Source organism: Synechococcus sp. HK01-R, from assembly GCF_014217855.1.
Taxonomy (GTDB): domain Bacteria; phylum Cyanobacteriota; class Cyanobacteriia; order PCC-6307; family Cyanobiaceae; genus Synechococcus_C.
On sequence record NZ_CP059059.1, the window covers coordinates 2,101,425 to 2,114,524 of the forward strand.

The 13,100-nt window shown below is 61.8% G+C and carries 11 protein-coding genes; 4 read left to right on the forward strand and 7 right to left on the reverse strand.

Annotated elements, in window-relative coordinates:
* Position 1: 1 nt before the first annotated feature.
* Positions 2 to 1,012 carry an ACR3 family arsenite efflux transporter gene (gene arsB / locus H0O21_RS11175; RefSeq protein WP_185189705.1) on the reverse strand — a complete coding sequence of 337 codons (1,011 nt, stop codon included), beginning with the start codon at positions 1,010 to 1,012 and terminating at the stop codon, positions 2 to 4.
* On the reverse strand, positions 1,012 to 3,087 hold the full coding sequence (gene dnaG / locus H0O21_RS11180) for a DNA primase (RefSeq protein ID WP_185189706.1): 2,076 nt from the start codon (positions 3,085 to 3,087) through the stop codon (positions 1,012 to 1,014). The genes arsB and dnaG overlap by 1 nt, the downstream gene beginning before the upstream one ends.
* Positions 3,088 to 3,148: 61 nt before the next feature.
* Here dnaG and H0O21_RS11185 point away from each other — a divergent pair, with 61 nt between their 5' ends.
* On the forward strand, positions 3,149 to 4,096 hold the full coding sequence (locus H0O21_RS11185) for a DMT family transporter (protein WP_185189707.1): 948 nt from the start codon (positions 3,149 to 3,151) through the stop codon (positions 4,094 to 4,096).
* On the opposite strand, the gene H0O21_RS11190 is transcribed toward H0O21_RS11185, so the two are convergent.
* On the reverse strand, positions 4,069 to 4,530 hold the full coding sequence (locus H0O21_RS11190) for a hypothetical protein (RefSeq protein ID WP_131455598.1): 462 nt from the start codon (positions 4,528 to 4,530) through the stop codon (positions 4,069 to 4,071). The genes H0O21_RS11185 and H0O21_RS11190 overlap by 28 nt on opposite strands.
* 22 nt (positions 4,531 to 4,552) lie before the next feature.
* Between H0O21_RS11190 and ruvA the strand changes: the two genes are divergently transcribed.
* The 3 genes from ruvA (at position 4,553) to H0O21_RS11205 (ending at position 5,964) form a co-directional block, all read left to right on the forward strand.
* On the forward strand, positions 4,553 to 5,203 hold the full coding sequence (ruvA, locus tag H0O21_RS11195; RefSeq protein ID WP_131455456.1) for a Holliday junction branch migration protein RuvA: 651 nt from the start codon (positions 4,553 to 4,555) through the stop codon (positions 5,201 to 5,203).
* Positions 5,204 to 5,276: 73 nt separating this feature from the next.
* Positions 5,277 to 5,546: a 30S ribosomal protein S15 gene (gene rpsO / locus H0O21_RS11200; RefSeq protein WP_131455457.1), complete on the forward strand. Its 270-nt coding sequence runs from the start codon at positions 5,277 to 5,279 to the stop codon at positions 5,544 to 5,546.
* 31 nt (positions 5,547 to 5,577) lie between these two features.
* Complete coding sequence (locus tag H0O21_RS11205) at positions 5,578 to 5,964, forward strand: PAM68 family protein (RefSeq protein ID WP_185189708.1); 387 nt, start codon at positions 5,578 to 5,580, stop codon at positions 5,962 to 5,964.
* A 20-nt stretch (positions 5,965 to 5,984) separates the two neighbouring features.
* Here H0O21_RS11205 and H0O21_RS11210 read toward each other — a convergent pair whose 3' ends face one another.
* From H0O21_RS11210 to rlmB, 4 genes are all read right to left on the reverse strand, one after another.
* Positions 5,985 to 9,506 (reverse strand): DNA polymerase III subunit alpha, encoded by a 3,522-nt coding sequence (locus H0O21_RS11210; protein ID WP_185189709.1) that lies wholly within the window; start codon positions 9,504 to 9,506, stop codon positions 5,985 to 5,987.
* Positions 9,507 to 9,595: 89 nt separating this feature from the next.
* On the reverse strand, positions 9,596 to 11,059 hold the full coding sequence (gene gatA / locus H0O21_RS11215; RefSeq protein ID WP_185189710.1) for an Asp-tRNA(Asn)/Glu-tRNA(Gln) amidotransferase subunit GatA: 1,464 nt from the start codon (positions 11,057 to 11,059) through the stop codon (positions 9,596 to 9,598).
* Positions 11,060 to 11,090: 31 nt separating this feature from the next.
* Positions 11,091 to 11,339, reverse strand: a complete 249-nt coding sequence (locus H0O21_RS11220) for a DUF1816 domain-containing protein (protein WP_131455461.1) — start codon at positions 11,337 to 11,339, stop codon at positions 11,091 to 11,093.
* Positions 11,340 to 11,427: 88 nt separating this feature from the next.
* A complete protein-coding gene (gene rlmB, locus H0O21_RS11225) occupies positions 11,428 to 13,095 on the reverse strand; it encodes a 23S rRNA (guanosine(2251)-2'-O)-methyltransferase RlmB (RefSeq protein ID WP_255441013.1) in 1,668 nt (555 codons plus the stop codon).
* Positions 13,096 to 13,100 lie beyond the last annotated feature (5 nt).

Below are 13,100 nucleotides of genomic sequence, written 5' to 3' on the forward strand. Positions count from 1 at the left end.
CTCAGGCGGGAAAGAGACGGCGGTTGCGATTGGCGATGGCCACCAGCGACAGCATCACGGGAACCTCCACCAACACGCCCACCACCGTGGCCAGGGCAGCGCCCGATTGCAACCCGAACAGGCTGATCGCCACAGCGACGGCCAATTCAAAGAAATTGGAGGCGCCGATCATCGCCCCCGGCGCGGCAATGGCACGGGGCTGGCCCCAGAGGCGCATCCACTGGGCGCTGATCCAGAAGATCAGATAGGTCTGCAGGATCAGAGGAACAGCAATCAACAGGATCGCCAGCGGCTCAGCAAGGATCGAGCGGGCCTGCACCATGAACAGCAGCAGCACCGTACCGATCAAGCAAACAATGGAGAGTGGCTTGAGGCGCTGTTCGAGACGCTCAATCCGGCCAGGGGAGCGGAGCAACAGCCGAGTGAGGCAGCCGGCCGCCAAGGGCACCACGACAAACAGCCCGACAGCAGCGAACAGCGTGTCCCAGGGCACCAAGACCTCACTGACCCCCAGCAGAAGGGCAGCGATCGGTGCAAAGGCGAACACCATGATCAGATCGTTGACCGCCACCTGCACCAGGGTGTAATTGGGATCGCCGTCGCTGAGACGGCTCCAGACGAAGACCATGGCCGTGCAGGGGGCCACGCCAAGCAGGATCATGCCGGCCACGTATTGATCCCCCAGCTCCACGGGAATCCAACTGGAGAAGAGTCCGCGGATGAACACCCAGGCGAGGGCCGTCATCGTGAGTGGCTTGATCAGCCAGTTCACCACCACGGTGATGAGCAAACCGCGCGGCTGACGGCTGAGACCTCCGATCGCGGAGAAATCCACCGCCAGCATCATCGGATAAATCATTCCCCAGATCAGCAGAGCGATCGGCAGGTTGATTCCGGCCAACTCGAGGCTCGACAAGGTATCGGGCAGGGAGGGCACCAGGGCGCCGATGGCGACCCCAGCCACGATCGCCAAAGCAATCCAAAGGGAAAGAAACCGCTCAAAAAGCCCCATCAGGCCGCTGGTGGCAACGCATCAGTCTGCGGGATCGCGCTCACGGTGTAGCCGGCGCAACGCTGCTGGTCGAGATGGGCCAGGTGTTTGCGTTCGCTGTAATACAGATCCTGGAAGCGCAATGCATCCGCGTTCAGCTCCTCAAACATGGTCTGGATGCGCGCCTCCATGTCGATGGCAACGTCGGACTCGGGCTGCACCTGACTGATCAGAGAGGCGATGCAGCGCTCAAGAGTCTCCAGCCGTTGACCACCCCAGGCTTCCAAGAGATGGCGGCAACGTTTGATGCTCTTCTGCCGCTCGAGCATGGCGGCGGTGCCGCGCAGCTGCTGGATCGGATTCGCCAACGCCAGCATCTGCAACTCACCCGGCTCCAACAGGGGGGTCAGACGCGACACCAGCGCGCTGTTCTCAAGAATGAGCTGATCGGTGAGCAACCGGGGCAGATCCAGATCCGCAAGTGCATGCCCGGGATCCTCCCCCCTGCTGATGGCCTCCAGCTGGCCAGCATCCAGGTTGGTTTCCTCCAGCTCACTGATGGCAGACCAGAGCAAGCGGTGATGTTGAAGTCCAAAGTCCTCCAATTCCCTCTGCCGCAACTCCCTGCGGATCACACCGCGATGCGATGGGCAATGCAGGTAAAGGCGCAGGAGCTCCGCTTCACAGCGCTCACGCTGACTGGATTCCCCCGGTTGCTCGAACCGGGCTGAGCGCCCATGCCAGCGCTGCCCCTTGACCTGCTGGCGTAGATCGTCCTCGAGCTGAAGCGCCACACGCCCCTGGCCGCCGCTGAGCCGTTCAGCGACCTGCTGCAGGTAATGGGTACGGATGGCTGACTGGGGCAACTTGCCCAGGAGTTGCACCAGGGCGGCAACAGCTTGCTGAAACTGATCGGCTTTTGCCAGATCACGTCCCTCGAGCACTTGCTCGATCTGCCAATCAAGCCAGAGAGGAGCCTGATCGAGCAGGGCGCGATAGTCGCCGGCGCCGTGCTCCTTGAGGTACTCATCAGGATCCTTGCCCGAGGGCAGATGCAGCACCCTCAGCTCGAGCTGCCCCTGCAAGGCCAGCTGCTCCACCTCACCGATGGCCCGGTTGGCGGCCCGCACCCCGGCACCGTCTGCATCGAAATTGAGCACGATGCGTTTGCCGTCACTGCAGCGACAGAGTTGGGTGATCTGCTGACTGCTGAGGGCCGTCCCCAGGGAGGCGACTGCATTGGTAATTCCGGCCGCATGGAGTGCGATCACATCGAAATAGCCCTCCACCACAACGGCGCGGTCGTCCTTACGGATCGGATTGGCAGCCCGATCCAGGCCAAAAAGATGCTTGCCCTTCTCAAACACCTCCGTTTCAGGGGAGTTGAGGTATTTCGGTTCCGAACCATCCAGGCTGCGGCCACCGAACCCGATCACGCGACCCTGCCGGTCGCGGATCGGCACCATCACCCGGTGGCGGAAACGGTCATAGAAGCCGTTGCCGCCCTTACGGGGCACGACGAGACCGGCCGCTTCCAGCAATTCGGGAGGCATCCCCTCCACCTGCTGCAGATGGCTCAGCAGACCATCCCAGTGATCGGGGGCATAGCCAAGTTCAAAACTCTCGAGGGTGGCCTCACTCAACCCTCTGGACTCACGCAGATAGGCCAGCGCCTCAGCGCCGACAGGCTGCTTGAGCTGACTTCGGAACCATCCCGCCGCCAGGGCTAAGGCGCGGTGAAGACGATCACGGCGCGAGAGCTGCTGCCTCAGACGCTCCTGTTGGGGCCCCTCGACCGTTTCGACCGGCAACTGATATTTCCGAGCGAGATCCAGGACCACATCGCCGAAACTCTGACGCTGCAACTCCATCAAAAACTTGATGGAGTTCCCTCCGGCCCCGCAGGAAAAGCAGTAATAGAACTGCTTGGCGGGCGACACCGTCATCGACGGCTTGCTGTCGTCGTGAAACGGGCAAATGCCGACGAACTCACGCCCCTTCTTCTTGAGCACAACGTGCTCACCAACCACATCAACGATGTCGGCACGCTCCTTGACGGCTTCAATCGTGCGGGGGTGGAGCCGGGGCATCGCCATCGGTCCATTCTGCGGGACCTGACACCGGGTGGCATGGTTGAGCGGTGATCGCCGGCAATCCATGGGAGCCCTGCTCAACGCGATCCGAGCGCGTCAGTCAGCGACGCAATGGAGAGCCTGCGGACTCCTGATCGCCTGCTCGCTGGCTTTCAGCCTGATGACCGTTTGCGTCAAGCATCTCGGGGGCCAACTGCCCGTCGCGGAAATCGTGCTCGTGCGCTCCTTCATCAGCATCGCCATCACGCTGAGCATGCTGCGCCAGGCGCAGGTCTCGCCCTGGGGCCAACGGCGGGGACTCCTCCTGCTGCGTGGTGCGCTCGGCACCACGGCTCTGCTGTTCTTCTTCGAAGCCCTCGCTCGCCTACCCCTGGCGGCGGCGACCCTGATCCAATACACCTATCCCACGCTCACAGCTCTGTCCGCCTGGCTGATGTTGGGAGAACCCTTGCGTAAGCGAATCAGCATCGCCGTGCTGCTGGGCTGGCTAGGGGTGACCCTGGTGGTACAGCCCCAATGGATCGCCAACGCTGGAGCTGACCTGACGGCAGTGCAAAACCTGTCGATGGTGGCCGTGCTGATCGGCCTCGGTGGGGCTTTGCTCACGGCGCTGGCTTACGTGAGCGTGCGTCAGCTCTCCAGGAGCGAACACCCCCTTGTGATCGTCTTCTACTTTCCGCTTGTCTCCGTGCCCGCCACCCTTCCCTTTCTGTGGCATTCGGCAGTGTGGCCCTCCGCGACCCAGTGGCTCTGGCTGGTCGGCGTTGGTCTCTTCACCCAACTGGGCCAGGTCTGGCTGACGGAGGGCCTGGCCGCACTGCCGGCGGCACGCGCCACCTCCATCAACTACGTCCAGGTGGTCTTTGCCACGATCTGGGGGGTGCTGTTCTTCGCAGAGCCGGTCACCAGCACGGTGGTACTCGGTGCAACCTGCGTCCTTGGGGCGACCCTGATCAGCTTGAGCGCCCGCCAACCTCCCCCTGATCAGGTGGGGTCGATCGGCAGCGGATAAGTGACCCACTCCTGGGAGCTTCCATCACTGGAGCCCACGGGTTGAGCCAGTCGCCAGCTCTCACCGCGTTCCCCCCGCTCCAGAAACAGCTCAAACGGGCTGTCGACCCTGACCCGATCGCCCGGGAGCTGCCAGTCAAAGCGTCCGGTGAGATGAAGGCCGCGGTGGTCACCAAGGCGGATCGAGTCCTGATCCTCGACGCGCACCCGACTCACCTCCGGATCCCCGGCTGCGTCTAAATCGAGTGAGCGCGCAATCGCCGACTGCGTCAGGGTGATCTGAAGCCCAAGCGCGCGAAGAAGCACGGCACGGGGTGGCTGTGAACTGGCAGTGCAGGCTGAGAGCGTCAGGGCCAGAACGGCGCTGAACACCAACGCAAACCACCGCCTGAAAGCGAAGACCCCCTGGGGGAACGGCGTCGGGTCGGGCAGCATGGGCGCAGAGAGGAACGTCCCCATGATCGGCTGGCTGCAAGGGGAGCGCATCGACAGCTGGGAACAGGGCAGCCGCAAGGGGCTTCTGATCAACTGCTCAGGGGTCGGCTACGAAGTGCAGCTGGCAGAACGGCATCTGCACCGACTGAGCGATGGCAGCCACTGCACCCTCTGGATTCACCAGGTGCAAAAAGACGACGGTTGCAGCCTGTTCGGCTTTCCCGAGCGGCACGAACGGGACCTCTTCCGGATTCTGATCGCCGTCAACGGAGTGGGACCTCAGATGGGACTTTCGCTGCTGGAGTGCTGCAATCCGGAGGAACTGGTCAACGCGATTCTTGAGGGAGACCTACGGCGTCTCAGCCAGGCCCAAGGGGTAGGCAAACGGACGGCTGAACGGTTGGCGGTGGAACTGCGCGAGCGGCTGGCGAGCTGGAGTCAGCGCAGTGAAGCGCCCCTCTCCCTGGTGGACCGTAGTGACGTGAAGGCCCTACCAATCCAGGCGGAAGCCCTGCAGGAGCTTGAGGTCACCCTGATGGCGCTGGGCTACGAAGACCTGGAGATCCGCCGGGCCCTCAGGGCGGTGGCAGCGGAAGAGTCAAAACCAGAGGCCTCGGATGGGGATGCCTGGCTGAGGGAAAGCCTGCGGCGTCTCAGCCTTGAAGCCGGCTGAGGCGCGACTGACCTTGCAGGGGCCCATGAGGAGGTAAATTGGTTGTTTGCACTGTCAGGGCCAGACGCCGCGCATGTCGCTCGATACCACCGAAAAGCAGCAACTGATCAACACCCATCAGACTCACGCCACCGACACCGGATCGGCTGAGGTCCAGGTGGCGATGCTGAGCGAGCGCATCTCCAAGCTCAGCAGCCACCTCCAGCAGAACATCCACGACTTCTCCTCTCGCCAGGGCCTGCTCAAGATGATCGGCCGCCGGAAGCGCCTGCTCAGCTACGTGCGTGGCAAGAGCGAGGAGCGCTACAGCAGCCTGATCGCCAAACTGGGGATCCGCGGCTGAAGAGCTGCGGTCCGCCCAAGCTCTTGACGTCATGGCCGACCCCCGAAATCCTCTGCCCTTCGAGCCTCGCAAGGGAGGACCATCGGGAGGTCGGCCTAAGGCAACAGAAGCCATTCCGAAGCATGTCGCCAACCGGATGGCACGGCGGGTCGTGATCGCCACGGGTATTCCCTCTGTGATGGGAATGGCTGTCTTTGTGGTCAGCTACCTGCTGGTCAGTCGCGGAATCATGGACATTCCCCCCGGACTCACCTTGGTGAGCTCTGGGGCTTTTTTCTTGCTGGGTCTTGGCGGACTCAGCTACGGCGTGCTCTCCGCCAGCTGGGAACCCACCCCTGGCACTCTGTTGGGCTTTGAAAATCTTCGGCCGAACCTCCAACGGATGCGAGCGTCGATCAAGGCCCAGAAGCAGGGATGAGTCAGCGCTAGGCCGGGAACTCAGCGCAGCAGCGGTTCACTGCATCGGGCCGCAAACGATTGCTGTTCCAGAGCAGTAGCGGCCAGCTGAGCATCCCGAACGCAGAACTGGGACCCCAGGCGCACATAGCGCACATCAGCCCCCTGACGCACTGCTGCCACCACAGGCACCCTCACCCCCAGTTCGTCCTGCTGGGGGCGATGCACCTGCAGGCATTCGCGCAGTTTGTGCTGAATCGCCACATCACTGGCCTGCTCGGGGTTGAGCTCCACCAGCAACAACCGCAGATCATCAATCGCCCTGCAGTCGTCAACAATCAGCTGCACGCGCTCGTCGCGACGGTCGACAGAGGCCCAAACGAGCAGCCGTGCCTCGGCAAGCAGATGATCGGAGAGACGCGCATAGCTCTTAGGGAAGACCACCGCCTCACAGCTACCGGTGAGATCCTCCAGCTGGAGAACCGCCATCCGATCTCCCTTGCGCGTCGTCACCTGACGGAGCTCGCTGATCATCGCGATTGCACTGACTTTGGCCTTATCGGCCTGCTCCTGAAGGCTGCCCAAACCGATTGGGGCGAGCAGCCGTGCTGGAGGAGTCAGCTGCTTCAGGGGATGATCAGAGAGATAGAAGCCCACGAGTTCCTTCTCAAGCCGAAGCTTCACGGAGGGGTGGTAGTCAGGCACCGGTGACGCCTTGGGAGCCAGGCTGAGATCAGCTCCGCCCTGGCCGTCATCATCAGAGGAGGCCGCCATGAGATCAAACAGATTCCCCTGACCGCGTTCCCGATCCTTGGCTCGGGATGAGGCCCAATCAAGCAGCAGATCAAGGTCGGCCATCAGCTGGGCACGATTCGCCTGCGGCTCAAGGGCATCCATCGCTCCGCAGTGAATCAACGATTCCAAGCTGCGGCGATTCAGCACTGACGAGGGCAGGCGATCACAGAGATCGGCAAGCGACTGGAACGGTCCATCAGCCTCACGGCTGGCGATGAGCTGGCGGATGGCGCCATCGCCCAAATTACGCACAGCGGAAAGGCCAAACAGGATGCGCTCACCTGTAGGGGTGAAGTCTGTGCCAGAGGCATTCACATCCGGCGGCATCACCTCAATGCCCATGGCATTGCAATTGGAGATGTAGCGCTGCACCTTGTCGCTGGCACCAGCATTAACGGTGAGCAGCGCCGCCATGTAAGCGACCGGATAGTGCGCCTTGAGATAAGCGGTCTGATATGTCACCGCGCCATAGGCGGTGGAATGACTTTTGTTGAAGCAATATTCGGCGAAGAGAACCATCTGGTCAAAGAGCTCATCGGCGACTTTTTCGTCAACCCCACGCTCACAGGCACCCTTCACGAAAATGCCACGATGCTTTTGCATTTCCGACACTTTTTTCTTGCCCATCGCCCGTCGAAGCAGATCAGCTTCCCCCAGGGAATAGCCGGCCAGATCCTGCGCAATTCGCATGATCTGCTCCTGATACACCATGATCCCGTAGGTTTCTTGAAGAATCGGCTCCAGAGACTGATGGGCAAAGTCGATCGCTTCGCGACCGTGCTTACGGTTGATGAATTTTGGAATCAGACCTGCGTCCAAAGGCCCCGGACGATAAAGCGCGAGAATGGATGAAATATCTTCTAACGATGATGGCTTGAGATCACGGACGATCTGGCGCATGCCAGTGGATTCAAGCTGAAAAATACCTTCCAGATCTCCCCGTGCCAACAAAGCAAAAGTTGCATCATCCTGCGGCGGTAATTGATCGGGATCAATTCGTTGCCCCAGGCTGGACTCCACCAGCTCGAGGGTCTTATCAATCATGGTGAGATTCTTGAGGCCAAGGAAATCCATCTTCAGGAGCCCCATCGACTCCACATCCTCCATGAAATATTGGGTGATCACCTGGCCATCGTTGTTGCGCTGCAACGGCACAAGCTCATCAAGGGGATCAGCGGCAATCACTACACCTGCAGCGTGCACCCCGAAGGTTTTGTTCGTACCCTCGATCCGCATGGCCATATCAACCCAGCGCTTCACGACTGGGTCACTTTCATATTTCTGACGGAATTCAGGATTGGGAGATTCGTCGCCAATCATTGCGGCTAGCTTGGCTGGCTTACCCCGCACCACAGGGATTAATTTCGCCAGCCGATCAGCATCGCCATAGGGAATATCCAACACGCGCGCCACATCCTTCAGGACGGCCTTTGATGTCATCCGGTTGAACGTAATGATCTGAGCCACCTTGTCGTCGCCATAGCGCTGGGTGACGTAATCAATCACCTCACTACGACGCTCGATGCAGAAATCCGTATCGATATCAGGCATCGACTTACGTTCCGGATTGAGGAATCGCTCAAACAGCAAGCCATTACTCACCGGGTCGATATTGGTGATCCCTAGGGCATAGGCCACGAGGGACCCTGCCGCAGAACCACGGCCCGGGCCAACAGGAATGCCCTGTTCTCGAGCAAAGCGGATGTAATCCCAGACCACCAAGAAGTAGGTGGGGAACCCCATCTGCTCCATGATCCCAAGCTCATAGGTGAGCCTCTTGCCATAGAGAGGATCAATGGCAGCGGAATCATCGAGACCAAGACGATGCCGGAGCCCCTGCTCAGACACCTGCTGGAGATAACTCACGGGGGTATGCCCATCCGGTATCGGGAAGCGGGGCATCTGATAACGGCCGAGGATGTCATAGTCCTCGACCTTTTCGGCCACCCGTGCTGTGGTGGCAATCGCCTCCTGCACGACATCGGGCTCGAGGTGGTCAGCGAACAGGCGCCCCATCTCCTCCTCGCTACGGATGTACTCGGTGCCGGTGTATCGCAGTCGCTTCTCGTCGCTGATCAGCTTGCCTGTGAGCACACAGAGAAGCGCGTCATGGGCCTCCACATCGTTGCGGGTGAGGTAGTGAGCATCGTTGGTGGCAATCAGGCCGATGCCCAATTCGCGAGCGATCCGCACAATCTCCACATTGACGATCCGATCCTCGAGCGATCCATGGTCTTGAATCTCGAGGTAAAAGTCTTCGCCGAAGACCTCTTGGTACCAGCGAGCTACATCCCGCGCCACCTCAGGACGCCCCCGCAGAATCGCCTGGGGAATCTCCCCGCCGAGACAGGCCGTGGCCACGATCAGGCCTTCGCTGTGCTCCTTCAGCAACTGCTTATCGATGCAGGCACGCGAAAAGATTCCTTTGCCCCGCATCCCCCGTAGATGGCTGATGCTGGTGAGCTTGACCAGATTGCGATAACCAGTGGCGTTCTTGGCAAGCACCACCAGGTGATAACGACGCTCCTTCTTCTGCTGCGGATCTTCAATCGAGCCGTTGATCACATACATCTCGTTGCCGATGATCGGCTTGATCCCAGCGGCCTTGCATAACTTCAGGAGCTCGATCGCCCCATACATCACACCGTGATCAGTGAGTGCGAGCGCAGGCATCCCCAGCTCCTTGACCCGCTCCACCATCTGGGGAAGCTGGGAGGCGCCATCGAGAAGGCTGTAATCGCTGTGGTTATGGAGAGGGACGAATGCCATGCACCCAGCCTAGGCGGCTGCGCAAGATAGAGGGTGGACTCACCTCAGCAACCACCACCTGTGGGGTCAACGATCGGCCTTGGTGCTGATCAGGATGGGATCAGCACACCCTCGGGGCGTCGCTGCATGACAGCCGCCGACTGCTCGTACTGATGGGCCACCTGGAGCAGGCGCTGCTCCTGAAGCACGTTGCCGATCAACTGAACACCGATCGGCAGGCCGGCTGTGTCGAAACCGCAGGGAACGCTGATGGCCGGCAGACCCGCCAGGTTGGCCGGAATCGTGAGCAGATCGGCGAGATACATCGCCAGAGGATCATCCGCATGGGCTCCCTTCCGGAATGAGGTGGTCGGCGCCGTGGGGGTGAGGAGCACATCCACGGAGCGGTAAGCAGCGTCAAAGTCCTGACGGATCAAGGTGCGCACCTGCTGAGCCTTGCGGTAATAGGCATCGACGTAACCAGCGGAGAGCGCGTAGGTGCCGATGAGAATCCTGCGCTGCACTTCAGGCCCGAACCCTTCGGCCCTTGAGCGTGCCGTCATGCTGATCAGGCTGTCAGCAGCCTCTGCCCGGAAGCCGTATTTGACGCCGTCATAACGGGCGAGATTGGCGGAAGCCTCCGATGGGGCGATGACGTAATACGTGGCGATGCCGTCGTTGAATCGCGGGCAGCTCACATCAACCAATTCAGCCCCGAGGTTCTGAAGTTGGTCAGCGGCAGCGAGCACTGCAGCCTTCACCTGGGGGTCGAGACCCTCCTGTTCAAAACACTCCCGCACCAGGCCCACCCGCAATCCATCGATCGGATCGGACAGGGTGGCGCTGTAATCGGGCACAGGCACCTTCAGGCAGGTGGAGTCACGGGGATCCTCACCAGCCATGACCTGGAGCAGAGCAGCGGCATCAGCAACCGTGCTGGTGAAGGGACCCACCTGGTCTAAAGAGCTGGCGAAAGCCACCAAGCCATAACGACTGATGCGGCCATAGGTGGGCTTCAGACCGACCACACCACAAAAGGAAGCGGGCTGACGAATCGACCCGCCGGTATCCGAACCGAGGGCCGCCATGCATTCCCCGGCGGCGAGAGCAGCGGCGCTGCCACCCGAGCTACCGCCTGGAACATGATCGAGGTTCCAGGGATTGCCTGTGGGACCGAAGGCTGAAGTTTCCGTCGATCCGCCCATGGCGAATTCATCGAGATTGGTCTTCCCGAGCAGCACGGCACCAGCCTTCCAAAGGCGATCGGTGACGGTGGATTCGTAGGGCGGAACGAATTGTTCCAGCATCCTGCTGGCGCAGGTCGTGCGGACTCCGCGCGTGCAGAGGTTGTCCTTGATGGCCAGCGGCACACCAGCGAGCGGTGGGAGGGTCTCACCGGCCTGCCTAGCGGCATCAATGCGATCGGCATCGGCCCTGGCGCGATCGGCAGTCACCTCCAGGTAAGCGTGGAGGCTCGGATCAACGGCGGCGATGCGGGCCAGATGGTGGTCCGTGAGCTCACGGGCCGAAACCTCACCCCGTTCAAGTTGCTGACGCCACTCGGCGATCGCCATCGGCTTGAGCTGCTATTCAGCTGCGACGCTATCAGCCGTCGCTTGCCGGGATGGTGAAGGGCTCGCCACGGCGGCAGCGCAGGCAGCTGTGGTCGATCGAGACCGGCGCCTCAGATGCCACATCCTCAAGAAACGAGGGCAGTTCCCGCTCGAGGCTTCCACGCGTCACAAAAGGGCCGAACCAATAGGTCACATCGGGGCCATGGGTCTGAACCCTTGCCCACCAGGCCAGTCCAAGACCGTTGGCGAAGCTGCGCAGCGGCCGGATCAGGGGGCCCATGTCGAGGGAGGCATGTCTCCGACATTGTGCCCTGATTCCGGCTGTTTGGCGGATCTCAATCGAGCGAAAACAGCAGATTGGATCCGAATCAGAGCTCGACGCTGCTCTGGAAATCGCTGTTGTCCGACTCCGGGTCGCAGCCCGTGGGGCGTTCGAGATCGAGCTGCAACCCAGGCGCCTCCGTTGCGGCAGCCACCAAGGCAGGCTCTTCAGGTCGCTCTTCAGCTCCCTGTTCATCGAGCTGTTCGGGTTGAGCCTGCTCATGATTCAGGCGAGGCCTGGTGATCGGTGGGGAGGGTGCCTGGCCTCTCAGATCCTTCATCCACCCCCGTCGCGCCACCTCGTAGAGGCACATCGCTGTGGCCACGGAAGCATTCAGGCTTGGGGTCACCCCGCGAAGTGGAATCCGGATCAGTTGATCGCAATGACGGCGGGTCAACAGAGACAGTCCATCCCCTTCCGAACCGGTGACCACCACCAGAGGGCCATCCAGATCGGCCTCCGCCAACGTCACCCCGCCCTCCTCAGCCAGGCCGATCACCCGATAGCCGGCATCCTTCAGGGTTTCAAGGGAGCGGTTGAGGTTGACCACCCGCGCGACGGGCAGATGCTCCAGAGCACCAGCGGCAACCTTGGCCACGGATCCGGTCAGACCGGCGCTGCGGCGCTGCGGCAAGACAACGCCGTGGGCACCCAGAGCCTCAGCGGAGCGCACGATCGCGCCGAGGTTATGGGGGTCGGTGAGGCCATCGAGGGCGAGCAGTAGGGGTGCCTCGCCAAGGGTTGCGCAGCCCTCGATCAATGAAGGCAGATCAAACGTTTCCGCTGACGCGGTTTGTAGAGCAATGCCCTGATGCACGGCACCACCGGTGAGTTGGCCAAGGCGGGCCCAGGTGACCTCCTCCACGAGCACACCCGAGGCCTTGGCCTCGCGCAGCAGCTGCAAGAAGCGGGGCGCACTCCTCAGCTCCGATGTGCACCAAATGCGATGGATCGGACGCCCAGCCTCCAGCACCGCTTGGGTGGCATGGCGTCCCCAGAGCAGATCGTCGGCGGGCGCCTCTGGGGCATGACTGCTGGCCTCCCCCTCGGGAAGAGGGGGCCGCTCATCCTTCAACCAGGCGCGCTGGGGAGCCCTGCGCTGATCAGGACGACTGCGCTCAGGCCGAGAGGAAAAGCGCTTCATCCCATCACGGCTGCCCCTGTTGGCGGCGAACCTGTCGGAGCCCCCCCTCCACGGGCGCTCGCGATCCTGATCAGGACGCGAGCGCTCGCTGACATCCCGACCGCCATCGAAGCGATCAACACTCTTGCGATCCCCATCCCGACGGCCAAAGGGCTGACGGTCAGCAGCAAAACGATTAGGGCGGTCAGACCGAAAGCGATCATCCCGGCGACGATCGCCGTAGGGACGAGCCCCCGTTGGACGGCCACCCGTTGGACGGCTGCCTGGGAAACGGCCCGAGCTCGGCCGATCTTCCCCCTGACCGCCGCGGAAGGGACGGCGCCCTTGGAAGCCCCCCTCGCCTGAGGCTGAACCTTCGTCTCGTGAAAAACGATCATCCCTGGGAAAACGGCCTTCCCTGGGGAAACGGCCTTCTCTCGGGAAACGGCCTTCTCTCGGGAAACGGCCTTCTCTCGGGAAACGGCCTTCGCGGGAGGGGCGTGCTCCTCCCGAGGGGCGTCCCCCGGAGGAAGGGCGCCCGCCACCGGAGCGGCCACCCCCGGAGGAACGGCGATCAGATCGGAAGCTCATGGGCA

What these genes read in the sequence shown, in the direction of transcription:
- H0O21_RS11185 (WP_185189707.1), top strand. Translation starts at nt 3,149, where the DNA reads ATGGGAGCCCTGCTCAACGCGATCCGAGCGCGTCAGTCAGCGACGCAA.
- H0O21_RS11205 (WP_185189708.1), top strand. Translation starts at nt 5,578, where the DNA reads ATGGCCGACCCCCGAAATCCTCTGCCCTTCGAGCCTCGCAAGGGAGGA.
- ruvA (WP_131455456.1), top strand. Translation starts at nt 4,553, where the DNA reads ATGATCGGCTGGCTGCAAGGGGAGCGCATCGACAGCTGGGAACAGGGC.
- H0O21_RS11220 (WP_131455461.1), bottom strand. Translation starts at nt 11,339, where the DNA reads ATGGGCCCCCTGATCCGGCCGCTGCGCAGCTTCGCCAACGGTCTTGGA.
- H0O21_RS11210 (WP_185189709.1), bottom strand. Translation starts at nt 9,506, where the DNA reads ATGGCATTCGTCCCTCTCCATAACCACAGCGATTACAGCCTTCTCGAT.
- dnaG (WP_185189706.1), bottom strand. Translation starts at nt 3,087, where the DNA reads ATGGCGATGCCCCGGCTCCACCCCCGCACGATTGAAGCCGTCAAGGAG.
- H0O21_RS11190 (WP_131455598.1), bottom strand. Translation starts at nt 4,530, where the DNA reads ATGCTGCCCGACCCGACGCCGTTCCCCCAGGGGGTCTTCGCTTTCAGG.
- arsB (WP_185189705.1), bottom strand. Translation starts at nt 1,012, where the DNA reads ATGGGGCTTTTTGAGCGGTTTCTTTCCCTTTGGATTGCTTTGGCGATC.
- rpsO (WP_131455457.1), top strand. Translation starts at nt 5,277, where the DNA reads ATGTCGCTCGATACCACCGAAAAGCAGCAACTGATCAACACCCATCAG.
- gatA (WP_185189710.1), bottom strand. Translation starts at nt 11,059, where the DNA reads ATGGCGATCGCCGAGTGGCGTCAGCAACTTGAACGGGGTGAGGTTTCG.
- rlmB (WP_255441013.1), bottom strand. Translation starts at nt 13,095, where the DNA reads ATGAGCTTCCGATCTGATCGCCGTTCCTCCGGGGGTGGCCGCTCCGGT.